Source organism: Herbiconiux flava, from assembly GCF_013409865.1.
GTDB lineage: Bacteria > Actinomycetota > Actinomycetes > Actinomycetales > Microbacteriaceae > Herbiconiux > Herbiconiux flava.
Genome location: NZ_JACCBM010000001.1, coordinates 1,039,577 through 1,055,577 on the forward strand (window position 1 = coordinate 1,039,577; position 16,001 = coordinate 1,055,577).

19 protein-coding genes and 2 tRNA genes are annotated in these 16,001 nt (G+C 72.8%); 10 read left to right on the forward strand and 11 right to left on the reverse strand.

Going from position 1 to position 16,001, the window contains the following annotated elements; all coding sequences use genetic code 11:
* Positions 1–6 precede the first annotated feature (6 nt).
* The gene (locus BJ984_RS04835) at positions 7–1,047 is read right to left on the reverse strand and encodes a diacylglycerol/lipid kinase family protein (protein ID WP_271206402.1); all 1,041 of its coding nucleotides are present in this window, start codon (positions 1,045–1,047) and stop codon (positions 7–9) included.
* Positions 1,048–1,184: 137 nt separating this feature from the next.
* Here BJ984_RS04835 and serS point away from each other — a divergent pair, with 137 nt between their 5' ends.
* From serS to BJ984_RS04850, 3 genes are all read left to right on the forward strand, one after another.
* Positions 1,185–2,447: a serine--tRNA ligase gene (gene serS / locus BJ984_RS04840; protein WP_179547065.1), complete on the forward strand. Its 1,263-nt coding sequence runs from the start codon at positions 1,185–1,187 to the stop codon at positions 2,445–2,447.
* Complete coding sequence (locus tag BJ984_RS04845; RefSeq protein ID WP_271206403.1) at positions 2,444–3,286, forward strand: HAD family hydrolase; 843 nt, start codon at positions 2,444–2,446, stop codon at positions 3,284–3,286. The genes serS and BJ984_RS04845 overlap by 4 nt, the downstream gene beginning before the upstream one ends.
* Before the next feature lie 78 nt (positions 3,287–3,364).
* Positions 3,365–3,454, forward strand: a tRNA-Ser gene (locus BJ984_RS04850).
* Between the two features lie 66 nt (positions 3,455–3,520).
* On the opposite strand, the gene BJ984_RS04855 is transcribed toward BJ984_RS04850, so the two are convergent.
* Positions 3,521–3,784: a hypothetical protein gene (locus BJ984_RS04855; protein ID WP_173181875.1), complete on the reverse strand. Its 264-nt coding sequence runs from the start codon at positions 3,782–3,784 to the stop codon at positions 3,521–3,523.
* A gap of 113 nt (positions 3,785–3,897) precedes the next feature.
* Between BJ984_RS04855 and BJ984_RS04860 the strand changes: the two genes are divergently transcribed.
* Entirely contained in the window at positions 3,898–4,485 is a 588-nt protein-coding gene (locus tag BJ984_RS04860) for a DUF1349 domain-containing protein (protein ID WP_179547066.1), read from the forward strand.
* Positions 4,486–4,610: 125 nt separating this feature from the next.
* Here BJ984_RS04860 and BJ984_RS04865 read toward each other — a convergent pair whose 3' ends face one another.
* Together BJ984_RS04865 and BJ984_RS04870 are read right to left on the reverse strand one after the other, a co-directional pair.
* Positions 4,611–5,114, reverse strand: a complete 504-nt coding sequence (locus BJ984_RS04865; RefSeq protein ID WP_179547067.1) for an SRPBCC domain-containing protein — start codon at positions 5,112–5,114, stop codon at positions 4,611–4,613.
* A complete protein-coding gene (locus BJ984_RS04870; RefSeq protein WP_179547068.1) occupies positions 5,111–5,503 on the reverse strand; it encodes an ArsR/SmtB family transcription factor in 393 nt (130 codons plus the stop codon). The genes BJ984_RS04865 and BJ984_RS04870 overlap by 4 nt, the downstream gene beginning before the upstream one ends.
* A gap of 75 nt (positions 5,504–5,578) precedes the next feature.
* Here BJ984_RS04870 and BJ984_RS04875 point away from each other — a divergent pair, with 75 nt between their 5' ends.
* The 3 genes from BJ984_RS04875 to BJ984_RS04885 all read left to right on the forward strand — a co-directional run bounded on the left by BJ984_RS04875 (position 5,579) and on the right by BJ984_RS04885 (position 7,652).
* Positions 5,579–6,889: an LCP family protein gene (locus tag BJ984_RS04875; RefSeq protein WP_179547069.1), complete on the forward strand. Its 1,311-nt coding sequence runs from the start codon at positions 5,579–5,581 to the stop codon at positions 6,887–6,889.
* A gap of 4 nt (positions 6,890–6,893) precedes the next feature.
* On the forward strand, positions 6,894–7,577 hold the full coding sequence (locus BJ984_RS04880; RefSeq protein ID WP_179547070.1) for an alpha/beta family hydrolase: 684 nt from the start codon (positions 6,894–6,896) through the stop codon (positions 7,575–7,577).
* Positions 7,563–7,652, forward strand: a tRNA-Ser gene (locus BJ984_RS04885). Before BJ984_RS04880 ends, BJ984_RS04885 begins: the two co-directional genes overlap by 15 nt.
* 59 nt (positions 7,653–7,711) lie before the next feature.
* Here BJ984_RS04885 and BJ984_RS04890 read toward each other — a convergent pair.
* The 3 genes from BJ984_RS04890 to BJ984_RS04900 all read right to left on the reverse strand — a co-directional run bounded on the left by BJ984_RS04890 (position 7,712) and on the right by BJ984_RS04900 (position 9,704).
* Positions 7,712–8,200, reverse strand: a complete 489-nt coding sequence (locus tag BJ984_RS04890; RefSeq protein WP_179547071.1) for a hypothetical protein — start codon at positions 8,198–8,200, stop codon at positions 7,712–7,714.
* A 103-nt stretch (positions 8,201–8,303) separates the two neighbouring features.
* Positions 8,304–8,696 carry a VOC family protein gene (locus BJ984_RS04895; protein WP_179547072.1) on the reverse strand — a complete coding sequence of 131 codons (393 nt, stop codon included), beginning with the start codon at positions 8,694–8,696 and terminating at the stop codon, positions 8,304–8,306.
* A gap of 84 nt (positions 8,697–8,780) precedes the next feature.
* Entirely contained in the window at positions 8,781–9,704 is a 924-nt protein-coding gene (locus BJ984_RS04900) for a LysR family transcriptional regulator (protein ID WP_179547073.1), read from the reverse strand.
* A 76-nt stretch (positions 9,705–9,780) separates the two neighbouring features.
* On the opposite strand from BJ984_RS04900, the gene BJ984_RS04905 reads away from it, so the two are divergent.
* The 3 genes from BJ984_RS04905 to BJ984_RS04915 are packed head-to-tail and all read left to right on the forward strand — an operon-like array spanning position 9,781 to position 12,618.
* The gene (locus BJ984_RS04905) at positions 9,781–11,517 is read left to right on the forward strand and encodes an L-aspartate oxidase (RefSeq protein ID WP_179547074.1); all 1,737 of its coding nucleotides are present in this window, start codon (positions 9,781–9,783) and stop codon (positions 11,515–11,517) included.
* A 9-nt stretch (positions 11,518–11,526) separates the two neighbouring features.
* A complete protein-coding gene (locus BJ984_RS04910) occupies positions 11,527–12,177 on the forward strand; it encodes a mismatch-specific DNA-glycosylase (protein ID WP_179547075.1) in 651 nt (216 codons plus the stop codon).
* A gap of 45 nt (positions 12,178–12,222) precedes the next feature.
* Positions 12,223–12,618, forward strand: coding sequence for a RidA family protein (locus BJ984_RS04915; RefSeq protein ID WP_179547076.1), 396 nt, complete (start codon positions 12,223–12,225; stop codon positions 12,616–12,618).
* Between the two features lie 31 nt (positions 12,619–12,649).
* Here BJ984_RS04915 and BJ984_RS18555 read toward each other — a convergent pair whose 3' ends face one another.
* From BJ984_RS18555 to aztA, 4 genes are all read right to left on the reverse strand, one after another.
* A complete protein-coding gene (locus tag BJ984_RS18555; protein ID WP_271206404.1) occupies positions 12,650–13,612 on the reverse strand; it encodes a PhzF family phenazine biosynthesis protein in 963 nt (320 codons plus the stop codon).
* Between the two features lie 83 nt (positions 13,613–13,695).
* The gene (locus BJ984_RS18560; protein WP_246306431.1) at positions 13,696–14,661 is read right to left on the reverse strand and encodes a hypothetical protein; all 966 of its coding nucleotides are present in this window, start codon (positions 14,659–14,661) and stop codon (positions 13,696–13,698) included.
* Positions 14,662–14,829: 168 nt separating this feature from the next.
* Positions 14,830–15,192, reverse strand: a complete 363-nt coding sequence (locus BJ984_RS04925) for a hypothetical protein (RefSeq protein WP_179547077.1) — start codon at positions 15,190–15,192, stop codon at positions 14,830–14,832.
* Positions 15,193–15,262: 70 nt separating this feature from the next.
* Positions 15,263–15,967 (reverse strand): zinc ABC transporter ATP-binding protein AztA, encoded by a 705-nt coding sequence (aztA, locus tag BJ984_RS04930; protein WP_271206405.1) that lies wholly within the window; start codon positions 15,965–15,967, stop codon positions 15,263–15,265.
* Positions 15,968–16,001 lie beyond the last annotated feature (34 nt).

A 16,001-nucleotide genomic window follows, 5' to 3' on the forward strand; every position in this document is an offset into this window, starting at 1 on the left:
TCGGGGTCAGGCCCGACCGGCTGATTCGCGCGCCGTGACCGCCGCGGCCGTGACCGCGGGCGTGAGCGACGGCACGCGCACGAGCAGCGCCGCCGGAGCGACATGGCTGCGCACGGCCGTCGCGGTGCCCCACTCGTCGCCGTCGAGCTGGATCTCCTCCTCGGTCTCGAGCCGCAGCTCGAAGTCGCGGCCCTTCGCGTAGGTGACCGAGCGCACGTCGTGGTTGAGGTCGATGATGCGCCGGCCCGCGGCCGACTTGCGCAGCACGCCGTTCTCGAAGGCGATCTTGTTCCACACCTTCAGCCAGCCGAAGGGGCCCTCGGGCCGCAGAGCGACGATGTCGAGCAGGCCGTCGTCGGGCTCGGCGTTCGGGATGAGCAGCAGCCCGCCCGGCAGCAGTCCGCAGTTGCCCACGATGACGGTATGGGCGGAGGTCGAGCGCCAGGCCGAGCCGTCCATCCGGAAGCGCAGCCGCACCGGCTTCAGCTCGGGCAGCGCGCGGCCGATGCCGTCGACGTAGGCGAGCCAGCCGACTCGCTTCTTCAGCGCCTTGTTGGTCTTCGCGATCATCTTGGCGTCGAGCCCGAGGCCCGCCATCACGAGGAAGACGTGCTCGTCGACGGAGCCGTCGCCGCGGGTGGCCTGGACCACTCCGAGGTCGATCGCGCGATCGAACCCGGTGAAGGCGGTCATCACCGCGAGCTCGACGTTGGTGAGGTTCAGCTCGAGGTTGCGGGCCAGCAGGTTGCCCGTGCCCACCGGGAGGAGGCCGAGCGGCACCCCCGTGTCGCGCAGCGCCTCGGCCACGGCGCGCACGGTGCCGTCACCGCCGGCCGCCATCACGACCGCGGCCCCGAGGGCGACCGCCGTCGTGGTCGCCTCACCGCCGGCCTCGTGCACGGTGGTCTCGAACCAGAGCGTGGGGCCCCAGCCGGCCGCCGTCTCGGCCGCCTCGACGAGCCCGCGCAGCTTCGCCGCGTCGACCTTGACCGGATTGACCACGATCGCCGCCCGCGGGGGTGTGCGCGTCTCCGCTTCCCGTGCCACGGGATCACCGTACCGTGCGGGGGCGGGGCGTTCCCGCCGCGGGCTGTCCGGCCCTGGCTGTCCGGCGTGGATCCCGCCTGGAGTCTGCGCCCGCTCCCCGCCGCGGGCTGTCGGGGGCGGCCCGTAGACTGGCAGGCGTGATCGATCCCGTCCTCCTGCGTGAAGCCCCTGATGTCGTCCGAGCCTCGCAGCGTGCGCGGGGAGCATCCGTCGAGCTCGTCGACACCGCCCTCGCGGCCGACCTGGAGCGGCGGGCCGCGCTGACCGAGTTCGAGACGCTGCGGGCCGAGCAGAACGCCTTCGGCAAGACCGTCGCCGCCGCCCCCAAAGACGAGAAGAAGGCCCTCGTGGCCCAGGCCCAGGAGCTGGCCGCCGCGGTGAAGGCCGCGCAGCAGCGGGCGACGGATGCGGAGGCGGCGTTCACGGAGTCGGCCCGCCGCATCCAGAACATCGTCGTCGACGGCGTGCCCTCGGGTGGCGAGGAGAACTTCGTCACCCTGCGCGAGGTCGGCACCAAGCCCTCGTTCGGCTTCGAGCCTCGCGACCACGTGGAGCTCGGCGAGTCGCTGAAGGTCTTCGACCTCGCCCGCGGCGCCAAGGTCTCGGGGGCCCGCTTCTACTTCCTCACCGGCATCGGGGCCCGGCTCGAGATCGCCCTGATGAACCTCGCGCTCGACCGCGCGCTCGCCGCCGGCTTCACACCGCTGATCACCCCGACGCTGGTGCGGCCCGAGACCATGGACGGCACGGGCTTCCTCGGCGAGCACGCCGACGAGGTCTACTACCTCCCCGCCGACGAGCTCTTCCTCACCGGCACGAGCGAGGTGGCGCTCGCCGGGTTCCACATGGGCGAGATCCTCGATCTCTCGGCCGGATCGCTGCGCTATGCGGGATGGTCGACCTGCTACCGCCGCGAGGCGGGGTCGCACGGGAAGGACACCCGGGGCATCCTGCGCGTGCACCAGTTCAACAAGCTCGAGATGTTCAGCTACGTGCTGCCCGAGAACGCCGAGGCCGAGCACGAGGCGCTGCTGTCGTACCAGGAGGCCATGCTGACCGACCTCGGTCTCGCCTACCGCGTGATCGACGTGGCCGCCGGCGACCTCGGCTCGAGCGCCGCCCGCAAGTTCGACACCGAGGCGTGGGTGCCATCGCAGGAGACCTACCGCGAGCTCACCTCGACCTCGAACTGCACCACCTACCAGGCGCGCCGCCTCGACACCCGGTACCGCACCGAGTCGGGCAAGACGGCGCCGGTGGCGACGCTGAACGGCACGCTCGCCACCACGCGGTGGATCGTGGCGCTGCTCGAGACGCACCAGCAGGAGGACGGCTCGGTGGTCATCCCCGAGGTGCTGCGGCCGTACCTCGGCGGGCTCGCCGTGATCGAGGCGCCGTGAGCGGGGCTGCTGCGGCTGCTGGGGCTTCCGCCTCGGCTCCGGTCGCGCCATGGCTCGTCGCGCTCGACATCGACGGCACCGTGCTGCACGAGGACAGCTCGCTGAGCGACATCGTCGGCGCCGAGGTGCGCCGCGCCGCCGCCGACGGCCACGAGGTCATGCTCGCCACCGGGCGCTCCTCGGTGCACACGCTGCCCGTGATCGCCCAGCTCGGCATCACCCCGGAGTACGTGGTCTGCGCCAACGGCGCCGTCACGCTGAAGCGCGATCCGTCGGCACCGCTCGGCTATCGGCAGGAGCACGTCGAGACGTTCGATCCGGGGCCGGTGCTCACGACCATCCGCTCGCATCTCGCGGAGGCCGTGTTCGCGGTCGAGGACGACGACGGCAACTTCATGTACACCGACTCGTTCCCGCAGGCGGCGCTCGGCGAGCAGACGCGGCTGGTGACGTTCGAGGAGATGATCGGCATCCGCGCGACGCGGGTCGTCGTGGTCTCGCCCGACCACGACATGGAGGACTTCCTGCAGGTCGTCGACCGCATGGGCCTGCACCGGGTGTCGTACTCGATCGGCTGGACCGCCTGGCTCGACATCGCGCCCGACGGCGTGAACAAGGCCACCGGGCTCGAGCGCGTGCGCGAGGCGCTCGGCATCCCGCGGTCGCGCGTGATGGCGATCGGCGACGGGCGCAACGACCTCGACATGTTCCGCTGGGCGGGCGAGTCGGGGCGGGCCGTCGCCATGGGGCAGGCGCCCGATGACGTGATCGCCGCCGCGACGGAGGTCACCGCCTCCGTCTACGACGACGGGGTGGCGCAGGCGCTCGCGACGATCTGACGCGGCCCTTTTCCTGCGCTCGCAGGTGGGCGGGTATGCTCGTGGCTGATCGTTGCGCCCTTGGGGCGGCGGCGATCGGGAGGGCTGTCCGAGCGGCCGATGGAGCCAGTCTTGAAAACTGGTGGGGTGTCAAAGCCCTCAAGAGTTCGAATCTCTTGCCCTCCGCCAGGTCTTTCCGCTCCGCGGGTGGGCGGATGCTCGGCCCGATCGTCGACGGCCCCCTCCGCCGTGGAGTCACCGGCCCTCTTCGCTGTAGGGGGTGACCGCCTCGTCGGCGTCCTCGGGGGTGGCGCCGTCGGCGTCGCCGTCGCGTTCGCCCGACAGGGGTTCGGCGAGGCCGCGGAAGGTCGCGCCGAGCACGCCGCCGGTCTCCTCGTCGTCGTCGGGGGCGTCGCCGACCGTGCCGCGGTCGTCGCCCTCGAGGCCCTGGGCCAGGCCGTTGGTCTGGTCGAACGGCTCGTTCTCGCCGGTCGGTGTGGTGGTGCTGTCGTCGCTCATGATGGTCTCCTTCGACGTCGTGATGATCGCTCCCAGTCAATGACCATCGGCGAATGACGGCAACGGGGTCGCCCGCCGCGCAGCAGCTGCGTCGCATCCCGTAGCGTGGGGGGATGAGTGAAGGCGTGCGCGTTCCGTGGTCGGAGGGTGCGTGGACGCATCCGCCGGTCGACGCCGAGGAGCGGGGAGAGGCGCTCGTCGTCACCGCGGTCGAGGGCAGCGACGCCTGGCGCGAGACGTACTACGGCTTCGTGCACGACAGCGAGCACGGTCTGCTCGCGCCGTTCGCGGTCGGCACCGCGATGGAGGTCGAGTTCGAGGCGGAGTTCGCCGAGCAGTTCGACCAGGCGGGGATGTTCGTGCGGGCATCCGCTGATCGCTGGGTGAAGGTGGGCGTCGAGTTCGCCGACGGGCTGCTGCAGCTGGGCGCCGTGGTGACCCACGGGCGGTCGGACTGGTCGGTCGCGCCGATGCCCGCGTGGCTCGGGCGGCGGGTGCTCGTGCGGGTGAGCCGCGGCGACGACGCGCTGATCGTGCGGGCCGCGGTCGACGGCGGGCCCCTGCAGTTCGTGCGTGTGATCCCGTTCGAGGCGTCGCTCGAGGCGCAGGCCGGGCCGCTCGTGGCGGCGCCGACGCGCCCGGGCCTCACGGTGCGGTTCCTCGCCTGGCGACGCACCCCGGCCGACGTCTCGCTGCACTGACCCCCGCCCGCCGACGTCCTCGGCGGCTGAGTCGCGGCAGATGGTCGCGTTTCGGGCTGAGTCGCGGCGAAATGCGACGCATTGCCGCGACTCAGCCGCCGCCGCCGTTGCGCGCGGGGGCCGCTTCAGGGGGCGAGCAGGGCGTCGAGGCGGCGGTAGCCCTCGACGACGCCGCGCTCCATGCCGTTCTGCACCATGCCGTCGCGCGCCTCGACGCTCGGGAAGACGCTCCAGCCGCGGATGACCGTGCCGGCGCCGCCCGTGCCGCCGGTGCCGCCCGCCCCGCCGTCGCCCGCCGTGAAGCGGATGCTCTCGAGCGCCACCGAGTCGGGCATCCCCTCCCACTCGAACGTCTGGATGATCAGCTCCTCGGGCCGCACCGTGTGGAACGACCCGCGGAACGCGAACACGTCGCCCGCCGGGTTCGTGTGCAGGTAGCGGTAGTGCCCGCCGCTGACGAGGTCGTAGCTCTCCAGGTCGACGTCGTAACCGTCGGGCCCGAGCCACTGCGCCACGAGCAGCGGGTCGGCATACGCGGCGTAGACGGCGGCGACGGGCGCGTCGAACTCGCGCACGATCTCGATGAACGGCAGGCCCTCGGGGGCCGTGATGGTGGTGGGGTTCGTCATGATTCCTCCTCCTTCTCCTTCGAAGTCGTGGCGGGGGTGATGGGTTCCGGCGACGCAGGGGCAGCGGATGCTCCGAGCACCCCGTCGAGGCGCCGGAACCGCCGTTCGTGCTCGAGCCGGTACCCGTCGATCCACGCCGTCAGCCCCTCGAGCGCCGCCGGCGCCAGATGCACCGGCCGCCGCTGCCCGTCGCGGCTGCGCGTGACGAGCCCGGCCTCCTCGAGCACCCGGATGTGCCGCGACACGGCCTGCACCGTGATCGCGAACGGCTCGGCGAGCGACCCGACCGTCGCGGGCCCTCGGCTGAGGCGGGCGACGATGCTGCGGCGCACCGGATCGGCCAGCGCGAGGAACGCCCGGTCGAGCGCGGCATCGTCGCGAGCATCCATCGTCAACAACTTCGTTTATCAACCAATGCGTTGAATATAGCAGTGTGCCAGACTTCTGCAAAGGAGACCCCCACCATGACGAAGAAGACGCCGATCGCGCGCCACGGCCGCCTGCGCAGTCCCCATCCCCTTCGCGCCGTCGCGACCACCGCGCTCGCCGCCGTCGCGGTGCTCGGGATCAGCGGCGCCACCCTCGGCGCCTACGCCGCCTGGGACGTCACGCGGAGCATCCAGACCGTCTCGCTCGTCTCCGATCAGGAGGCCGCGGCTGCCCAGGCGAGTGGCGCTGACGGGGCCGACATCGCAGCCGCAGCCCCCGCCATCTCGGCCATCGACGGCGGCGTCAACCTCCTGCTCGTCGGCAGCGACAGCCGCACCGGCCAGGGCGACGCCTACGGCGACGACGAGGGCGCCGAGCTCAACGACGTCACGATGCTCATGCACATCGCGCAGGACCACTCGAGCGCCACCGTCGTCAGCTTCCCCCGCGACCTCGTCGTCGACCTCCCCGAGTGCCCCGAGGGCGGCGGCTACACCGCGCCGATCAACGAGTCGCTCGGCCAGGGCGGCCTCGCCTGCACCGTGCTGACGGTCGAGAGCCTGACCGGGCTGAGCATCCCGTTCGCGGCCGAGATCCAGTTCAACGGCGTGATCGAGATGTCCAACGCGGTCGGCGGCGTGCCCGTCTGCGTCGCCGAGGTGATCGACGACCCGTTCACCGGCGTCTACCTCGAACCCGGCACCCACCCGCTGAAAGGGGCGGATGCGCTCGGCTTCCTGCGCACCCGCCACGGCGTCGGCGACGGCAGCGACATCGGCCGCATCTCCTCGCAGCAGGTCTTCCTCTCCTCCCTCGTGCGCACCGTGAAGAGCGACTCGACCCTCACCGACTTCGGCAAGCTCTACGGCCTCGCCAAGGCCGCCGCGAGCAACATGACGCTCTCCGACCGGCTGGCCTCGCCCGACACGATGGTCTCCATCGCGCTCGCCCTCAAGGACATGGACCTCTCCAAGGTCACCTTCGTCGCCTACCCCAACTTCGCCGCCGACTGGGTTCCCGAGGGCAAGGTCGCGCCCGACACCGAGGCGGCCGACATCCTGTTCGCGGCGATCCTGGCCGACCAGCCGGTCGCGGTCGCGGCTCCGGGCGGGGTGGCGTCGGTCGTCGATCCGGCTTCGCCGGGGGCTCCGGATGCTGCCGCCCCCGTCGACCCGTCAGCCCCCGCCGCTCCCGCCGACCCGTCGGCGCCGGTCGATCCCGCGGCCCCCGTCGACCCCGCGGCCCCGGCTCCGGGCACCGTCCTCGCCGACGGATCCACCCTGCTCCCCGACTCCGTCAAGGGCCAGACCGCCGCCGACTACACCTGCTCGGTGGGCAACGAGTAGCGCCGTGCCCGAGCTGCTCTGGACCGGCCCCGCCGACGGCCCCGTGCTCGTGCTCGCGCACGGCGCCGGCGCGGCGATGGACTCGGACTGGATGAACCGGATGGCGGCCCTCCTCGCCGACCGCGGCGTGCGCGTCGCCCGCTTCGAGTTCGCGTACATGGCCGCCCGCCGCGGGCCCGACGGACGCCGCAAGCCGCCGCCGAAGGCCGAGACGCTGATGGGCGAGTACCGCGCCGCCGTCGCGGCGGTGCTTTCGGCCGAACCGGCCGCGCGCCCGGTGCTGATCGGCGGCAAGTCGATGGGCGGCCGCGTCGCCAGCCTCGTCGCCGACGAGCTGCGGGCCGACGGCGAGGTGCGGGGGCTGGTGTGCCTCGGGTACCCGTTCCATCCACCGGGGCGGCCCGAGAGGCTGCGCACCGCGCACCTGCTCTCGCTCGCCACGCCGACGCTCGTCTGCCAGGGCACGCGCGACCCGTTCGGCACGGTCGAGGAGGTGCCGGCGTACGGGCTGGCGGCGAGCATCCGCTTCGTCTGGCTGGAGGACGGCGAGCACGAGTTCAAGCCGCGCGCGAAGCTCTCGGGGCGCACCCACGCCGAGCACCTGACGGCGGCGGCGGATGCGGTGGCCGACTTCGCGCGAACCGTCGGCTATGATGGCACAGGCGAAAGCCAAGGAGACGTCGCATAGTTCGGCCTAGTGCACCACCCTGCTAAGGTGGAGTACCCGTCAAGGGTACCGTGGGTTCAAATCCCACCGTCTCCGCACTGCACCGTCAGATCCCCACGATCTGGCGGTTTTCTTTTTGCCCGTGTGCGGCGGGGTCAGTACCAGGTGACGGTGAAGTTCTTCGGGGCGGCGGTCCGGTCGACCGCGTTGAAGGCGAGGGTGTCCGACGCGGGGTAGTTCAGGTGCTGCGACTGGGGCTGCAGCAGCACGGAGTTGCTGATCGCACCGGGGGCCAGGATTCCCGACCAGGAGAGCGTGGTGGACGAGTACACGGTGCGCGTCACGCCCGACCACTGGGGGGTCTCGGCGATGGCGACGATGAAGAAGTTGTCGGAGTGCTGCACGAACATCCCCGACATGATGACGGACACGGTGCCGGAGAACTCCGTCGTCGACGTGTTCATGATCGAGAGGTTCACCGAGCTGCGGACGTCGCGGTAGGTGGTCGCCGACTCGGGCGACAGCACCAGGGCGAACGCGAACTCGGTGCTGGCTGCCTCCGCCGGAGCGGCGACGGCGGCGGCCACCACCGGCACGGACCAGGCGCCCATCGCGAGGACGGAGCGTCGGTTCAGGTCTGGCACGGTGGACTCCCTCGCGCAGTGATCGGGACTGCCCTTCAGGATCGGGCCCGGGCGCTATCCGACACAAGGCCCGGTTGCGGACATGTCCGCTTCCGGGCATGCGTCACGGGGTCGGGGTGAAGAACTCCAGGGCTGTGCCGTCGGGGTCGGTGAAGCTGAGGGCGGTGCCGTAGTCGGCGTCGACCAGGCCGCTGTGCGCGATGCCGACGGTGTCGAGGTGGGCCGCCCACGCCTCGAGCTCGGCGCGGTCGGCGACCGCGAGGCCGAGGTGGTCGAGGCCGGGTCGGAACGGGCTGAAGCTCTCGCTCGTCGCGGTGTCGTGCTGAGTGAGGCCGAGGTTGACGCCGTCGGGCAGGGTGAAGAGCCGTCGGTGCAGGTGCTCGTCGTCGATCCCGCCCGCGGGCGGGAAGCCGAGGACGCGCTCGTAGAAGGCGGCGGAGGCGGCGAGGTCGCTGACGGTGACGGCGACGTGGTGGATTCCGGTGAACTGGGGCACGCTCGCCACCGTACGCCGGGGCGCGGGCCGCCGCGGTGGCAGTGGCCGCGCCGCGCATCCACGGTCGACCTCGTGGGGCGGGGGTCAGGCGGGGCGCATCGTCGCGGTCGCGCGGGAGGCGAAGGCGCGGGCCGTGGTGGCGACGGTGCGCTGCATCACCTGCACGGCGCGGGACGGGGTGACGTCGCGCGGCCGGGCGAGGCTGATCGTGCGGGTGAGGGGCGGCCCCGCGAGGCGCAGCGAGCGGAGGCCCGGGCGGTCGATCAGCACCATCGCCGGCACGATCGCCACGCCGAGGCCGCGCTCGACGAAGCGGAGCACCGCGTCCATCTCGGCGCCCTCGAGCACGACATCGGGCGTCAACCCGGCGAGAGCGAAGGCCTCGTCGGTGGCCGCCCGCAGGTCGTAGCTGCGGCTGAAGACGATCTGGGGCAGCGCGGCCGCCTGCGACAGCGACAGCGTGGCTCCGGGCGCGACCGGGGGAGCCGCCGCCGAGGAGATCAGCACCAGCTCCTCCACGAGCAGCGGGCTCACGGTGAAGCGCTCGGCGGTGGTCGCGTGCGAGGTCGTGATCAGGGCCAGATCGAGCTCGCCGCCCGCGAGCTGGTCGAGCAGCCGCCGCGAGCCGTGCTCCGAGAGATGCAGCTCGACGCCGGGGTGCTCGGCGTGGAAGTCCTTCAGCACCTCCGCGACGAGGCTGATGCAGAGGGTCGGGGTGGCCCCGAGGCGCACCGTGCCGCGCTGGAGGCCGGCGAGTTCGGCGAGTTCGCGTCGCACGGAATCGGCGTCGGCGAGCATCCGCTTCGCCAGGGGCAGGAGTGACTCGCCGGCCGCCGTGAGGGTGCTGCCGCCGCGGGCGCGCGTGAACAGCTCGGCGCCGAGGTCGTGCTCGAGGGCGGCGATCTGCCGGCTGAGCGAGGGCTGGGCGAGATGCAGGTTCTCGGATGCGCGGGTGAAGTTGCCCTCGCGGGCCACCTCGGCGAACCCTCGCAACTGATCGAGGTTCATGGCGATAGCTTACGCGCATCGTCACAACGCTCAAGATGCATTGGAGTAATAAGAGCACCCATCCTAGCGTTGAGGCATGCGCCCCACAGAACGACAGATCTCCACCACCGTGCTCGTCATCGGCACGGGCGGCTCCGGCCTCCGCGCCGCCATCGAGCTGGCCGAGGCCGGCGTCGACGTGCTTGCCCTCGGCAAGCGCTCCAAGAGCGACGCCCACACCTCCCTCGCGGCCGGCGGCATCAACGCCGCGCTCGCGACGATGGACCCCGAGGACAGCTGGCAGCAGCACGCCGCCGACACGCTCAAGGAGTCCTACCTCCTCGCCAACCCCCATACGGTGCAGATCGTCACCGAGGGCGCCGCGCAGGGCATCGACGACCTCGAGCGCTACGGAATGCCGTTCGCGCGCGAGGGCGACGGCCGCATCTCGCAGCGCTTCTTCGGCGCGCACACCTACCGCCGCACCGCCTTTGCGGGCGACTACACGGGGCTCGAGATCCAGCGCACGCTGGTGAACCGCGCCGCGCAGCTGGACGTGCCGATCCTCGACACGGTGTACGTCACGCGCATCCTCGTGAACGACGACGGCGCGGTGTTCGGCGCCTACGGCTTCGACGTCGAGGACGGCACCCGCTACCTCATCCACGCGGATGCCGTGATCCTCGCCGCCGGCGGACACAACCGCATCTGGCGCCGCACCTCGTCCCGACGCGACGAGAACACCGGCGACTCGTTCCGGCTCGCCGTGGAGGCGGGCGGGCGGCTGCGCGACCCGGAGCTGGTGCAGTTCCACCCGAGCGGCATCATCGAGCCCGAGAACGCCGCCGGCACGCTGATCAGCGAGGCCGCCCGTGGTGAGGGGGGCATCCTGCGCAACGGTCTCGGCGAGCGGTTCATGCACAAGTACGACCCCGAGCGGCTCGAGCTCTCGACGCGCGACCGGGTGGCCCTGGCCTGCTACACCGAGATCAAGGAGGGTCGCGGTACGCCGAACGGCGGGGTCTGGCTCGACGTGTCGCATCTGCCGCGCGAGACGATCATGACCCGGCTGCCGCGCGTCTACCAGACGATGCTCGAGTTGCAGATGCTCGACATCACGACCGACCCGATCGAGATCGCGCCCACCGCGCACTACTCGATGGGCGGGGTCTGGGTGCGGCCCGAGGACCACTCGACCGACGTTCCCGGGCTCTACGCCATCGGCGAGGCCTCGTCGGGGCTGCACGGTGCGAACCGGCTGGGCGGCAACTCCCTGATCGAGCTGCTCGTCTTCGGACGGATCGTCGGGCAGGCTGCAGCAGCGTACTCGAGCGGGCTCACGGCGCAGAAGCGCTCGGCCGCGGCGGTCGAGACGGCGCGGTCGGAGATCACGTCGCTCCTCGAGGGCGACGGGCCCGAGAACGTGCGGGCGCTGCAGCGGGCCATCCGCAACACGATGACCGAGCATGCCGGTGTCGTCCGTGACGAGGAGGGGCTGCGGGCCGGCCTCGCCGAGCTCGACACCATCGAGGCGCGCATCGGCGACGTGGGCGTGCACCCCGACATCGCCGGGTACCAGGACCTCGCGCACGCCTTCGACCTCAAGTCGGCCGCGCTGGCGGCCCGGGCCACCCTCGAGGCGGCGCTCGAGCGGCGCGAGACGCGGGGGTGCCACAACCGGAGCGACTACCCGTCGATGGATCCTGCGCTGCAGGTGAACCTGGTGTGGTCGCCGTCGGGTGGGGTGACGCGGGAGTCGATCCCGGAGATCCCGTCCGAGATCGCGGCGCTGATGGCCGAGGAGGTCTCGGTGGGCGGGAAGCTGCTCGAGTAGCCTTCGGGCATGGCTTCCCCCACCGTAACCTGCCCTGGTGGCAGCACCCGCACCGGCTTCACGCGCGCCGATCTCGACGCGTTCCGGGGCCGGTCGATCCCCGACGTGGTGGGGCCGGCGCCGCGGCTGCTGCTCGTGGGCATCAACCCCGGGCTGCACACCGCAGCCGTGCAGGCGCCGTTCAGTCGGCCGGGCAACCGGTTCTGGCCGGCGCTGCACCGGGCGGGCATCCTGGATCGTGTCGTCGACGCCTCGGCGGGGCTGCTTCAGGATGACCGTGCCCACCTCTTCGCGCGCGGCGTCGGCATCACCACCCTCGTCGCCGGGGCGACCGCGCGGGCCGACGAGCTCACCGCGCAGCAGCTGCGCGACGGAGCCTCGTCGCTCGCCCCGCGCGTCGCCGAGCTGAGGCCGCGGGTGGTGGCGCTGCTCGGGATCACGACCTTCCGCATCGCGTTCGGGCAGCCGCGCGCCGTCGTCGGACGGCAGCCGGCCGATCTGGCGGGGGCGGAGCTGTGGGTGGTGCCGAACCCGAGCGGACTGAACGCGCACGAGAGCGTCGACTCGCTCGCGGCGGCGTATCGGGCGGTGGCTGTGGCGGCCGGGATCGACGTCTACCCCGTGCCGGATCCCTCCGTCGCGCGCGGGGCCGGAACGTAGTCGCAAGGGCTTCCGCGCGGGGGAGTCGGGGTGCCATCGTGGAGGATGGCCATCGAACGGATCCGCCCCGAGGGGCTCGTGCGCAGTCCCGCCTTCAGCCACGTCGCCGTGGTGCCGCCGGGCTCGACGACCGTCTACGTCGGCGGGCAGAACGGCGTCGACGAGTCGGGCGCGGTCGTCGCGCCCGACGTCGGGGCGCAGGCGGCCCGGGCGCTCGAGAACGCCCGCGTCGCGCTGGCCGCCGCCGGCGCCACGCTCGACGACGTCGTGCAGTGGACCGTGCTCTTCGTCGAGGGCGCCGACCTCCGGGCGGGCTACGGGGCGATCGCGGGGGAGCTCGCGTCGGAGCATCCGCCCCTCGTCACGGCGGCCTTCGTCGCGGGCCTCGGCGTGCCCGGCGCCCTCGTCGAGATCACGGCGATCGCGGCCCTGGCCCCCTGACCCGCCCCGTCGGCACCGCGCGCTCGCCGGTTCAGGGGATGGGGGTCGCGGTGCCCTCGACGCGGATGCCGCCCGCGGCCGGGATGGTGGCGACGAGGAGGCTGGGTCGGCCGACGTGGCGGCCCTGGTGGATGGTGAGGCGGGCCGGCGGGGTGAGCGCGCCGAGGTGTCGGAGGTAGCCGCCGAGGGAGGCGGCCGCCGAGCCGGTCGCCGGGTCCTCGGTGATGGCGCCGACCGGGAAGAGGTTGCGCGTCTCGACCTCGAGCTCGGCCGGGGCGGCGGGCGCCGGAGCGGCGGGCGCCGAGGAGGGCACCGAGGCGCGCGGGTCGAGGGCGCCTGCAGCGGGCGCGTGCATCACGGTGACGGTGCCCCGCCAGCCGCGGCGGTCCATCAGCGCGCGGAGGGCCGCCGGGTCGAAGGCGAACGCGTCGAAGGTCGCGGGGGAGGCCACGGCGACCACGGGATGCCAGTTGCCCGCGAACGACTCCAGCAGCGGGAAGCGGGGGTCGAGATCGGCCGGGGAGAGTCCCAGCAGGGCCAGCAGGTCGTCGGCGACGCCCTCGTCGGGCACCCGGACGTCGGGGGTGACGCTGGTGAAGGCGGCGAGCATCCGGTCACCGTCTCGGGTCGTCTCGATCACGATGGGGCCGACGGGGGTCTCGACCGTGAAGGGCCCAGGGCCGCGCTGCTCGGCGAGGGCGACCGCGGTCGCGATGGTGGCGTGGCCGCAGAAGGGCACCTCGGCCGTCGGCGAGAAGTAGCGCGCGCGCACGTGGCGCTCGTCGCCGTCGATGGCGGGGTCGACGAGGAACGCCGTCTCGGAGTAGCCGACCTCGGCCGCGATCGCCTGCAGCGCGGCGTCGTCGAAGCCGCCGGCCTCGAGCACCACCCCGGCGGGGTTGCCGCCCTCGGGCGTGGCCGCGAAGGCGGTGAGCCGCAGCACCTCCGGGGTCGTGTCGGGCGGGGTCGGGTCGGCCGGATGCGCGTCAGTCACCCCTCCATTCTGCCGAACGGCAGCGGGCACCGGGCGCGCCGGGCACGCATCGCCGACGGCACCGTTCCGGTAGGCGGCGGCGCTCAGCAGCGCAGACCGAGGAGGCCCAGGACGACGACGTTCAGGGTGTAGGGCGACCCCGCCGACACGGTGCCGTAGGTGCCGTCGACCGCTTGCACGAGTATCGGGACGGAGCCGAGGCTGAGGACGCCGAGCTGGCTGCCGTTGACCTTGATCGTGGGGGCGTTCGGGTCGGGCGGCACCGCGTTCACGATCACCGTGCCCGGCGTGCTCGCCCTGACGACGTTGTAGCTCGTCGCACCCACCGCCCTCGGGAACGACAGCGTCACCGTGCCGACGGGGTCGGTCGAGGTTCCGGTGCCGTTCGTGCAGGTGACCGTGCCCGGGTCGGGAACCCGGTAGACGCTCTGCGTGATCGCCGACGCCGCCGTCGCGCTCCAGTTCGCGCCGACGCGGCCGGTGAGGGTGAAGGTGGCCGTGACGGTCTGGCCCTGCGAGGCCGCCGTCGTCGTGGTCAGCCGCAGCGCGACGCAGAGGGCGAGCGAGCTGCCCGCCGGCACCGAGGCGAAGGCGGCCGGCAGGGTGAGCGCGCCGGTCAGGGCTCCCGAGGTGGTTCCCGAGGCGGGCACGCTGCTGCCGCAGAGAGCCGCCGTGCTCGCGCTCCAGAAGGTGACCGCGATGTTCGCGGCGAGGGTGCCGTTGGTGTTCGTCGCCGCGACGGTGAGCGCGAGCGGTACGGTGCCGGTGTTCGCGTAGGTGAACGCCCCGAGGTGCGTCGTCTCGGTCACGGGTGGTGAGGTGACCTGCACCGCGAACTGCCCGGTCGGAGGTGTCGTGACGGTCGAGGTCACCGACACGGATGCCGCCGCGGCCGAACCGGCGAGGGTGACGGGGGCCGCGGTCCACGAGGCGCTCGCCGCCCAGCTCGAGGTACCCACGGCGAACACCGACACGAAGACGACCACGATCAGGCGCCATCCCGCGAGCCGGCGCACGGGGCGGGGGCTCGGGTCGGGGCTGTTGGGCATGGTGGGCGAGCGCCTTTCGGGTCGCCGTCAAGTCTGCGGATGCCCGGCCCACCGGCCTCGGAACGCGACCCCCGACGTCGCCGGGGTGACGCATCCGGTCGCGCAGGTGACCACGCACGCCGCGGGCACGGGACCGGTGGCGGGCCTGCGCGCCGCTGGGAGCGCCGGTTACTGCGCCGCGGGCACGGCCGCGGGCACGGCCGCGAGGTGCTCGCGCGACTTCTGCTCCAGGAACGAGCACAGCTCCGCCGCCACCACCAGCTCCTCCGAGAGCTCGTTCAGCCGCTCGACGTCGAGGGTGAGCTCGTCGTGCCGGGGCGCGAACACGACCTGCCAGCTCGGGTCGCCGGGCGCGGTCGGTTCGAGGTAGGCGTAGGGGCCGGCGTTCTTCAGGCGAACCACCACGAGGCCGGTGTCGCCGCCGCTCAGGTCTTCGTGGCGCAGCACTTCGAGCTCGCCGGGCATCGGATGCTCCTCGGCGATGAATTCGGCGAGCCACTCCTCGAGCAGCTCCTTGGTACGGAACGGCACCGGTCCTCCTCTGCACTGGCGACGGGAATGGCCGCTCGGCCACAGCAGAATCATAGGGAATGCGAGCCGTTCACCCGAAGGCGCCCGGAGGGGTTGACGGCTGCCCCTCCGGTGCGACGGTGCCGGGCCCGGTCAGCCGCAGCACGAGTCCTCGGGGGCCGGCCCGCCCGGCCCAGGCGGGGTCGTGCGTGGCCTGCACGACGGTCGCCCCGCGCGCCAGCTCGGCGTCGACCGCCGCGCGGATGAGCTCCTGCGCCCGGTCGTCCACCCCCGAGGCCGGCTCGTCGAGCAGCACGAGCGCGGCCCGTTGGGCGAGCGCCTGGGCGACGAGCGCGCGCTGACGCTGTCCGCCCGACAGCTCGTGCAGCGGCCTCCGCGCGAGCGGCCCGATCTGCAGGGCGTCGAGAGCGTCGTCGACGATGCGGCGGTCGGCGGCGCGCAGGAGGCCGACGGGTCCGCGCGCCCGCCAGCGCCCCATCGACACGACCTCGCGCACGGTCAGGGGCATCCGTTCGGGGGCGGCGCTGCGCTGCACCACGAGTGCCACGCTCGATCGCGGCCGGCGTTCGAGGTGCCCCGAGCTCGGTTTCAGGATGCCCGCCAGCACCGCGAGCAGCGTCGACTTGCCCGATCCGTTCGGCCCGAGCAGCACGGTCAGCCGGCCCTCGGGCGGTTCGAAGTCGACCCGGTCGAGCACGAGCCGGTCGCCGTAGGCGGCGGACACGGCGGTCAGCCGCACGAGCGGCCCGGTCGTCGGAGCGGGTAGGGAGGTCACGCGCCGATCCTAACTTAATGAGAATGGTTATCAA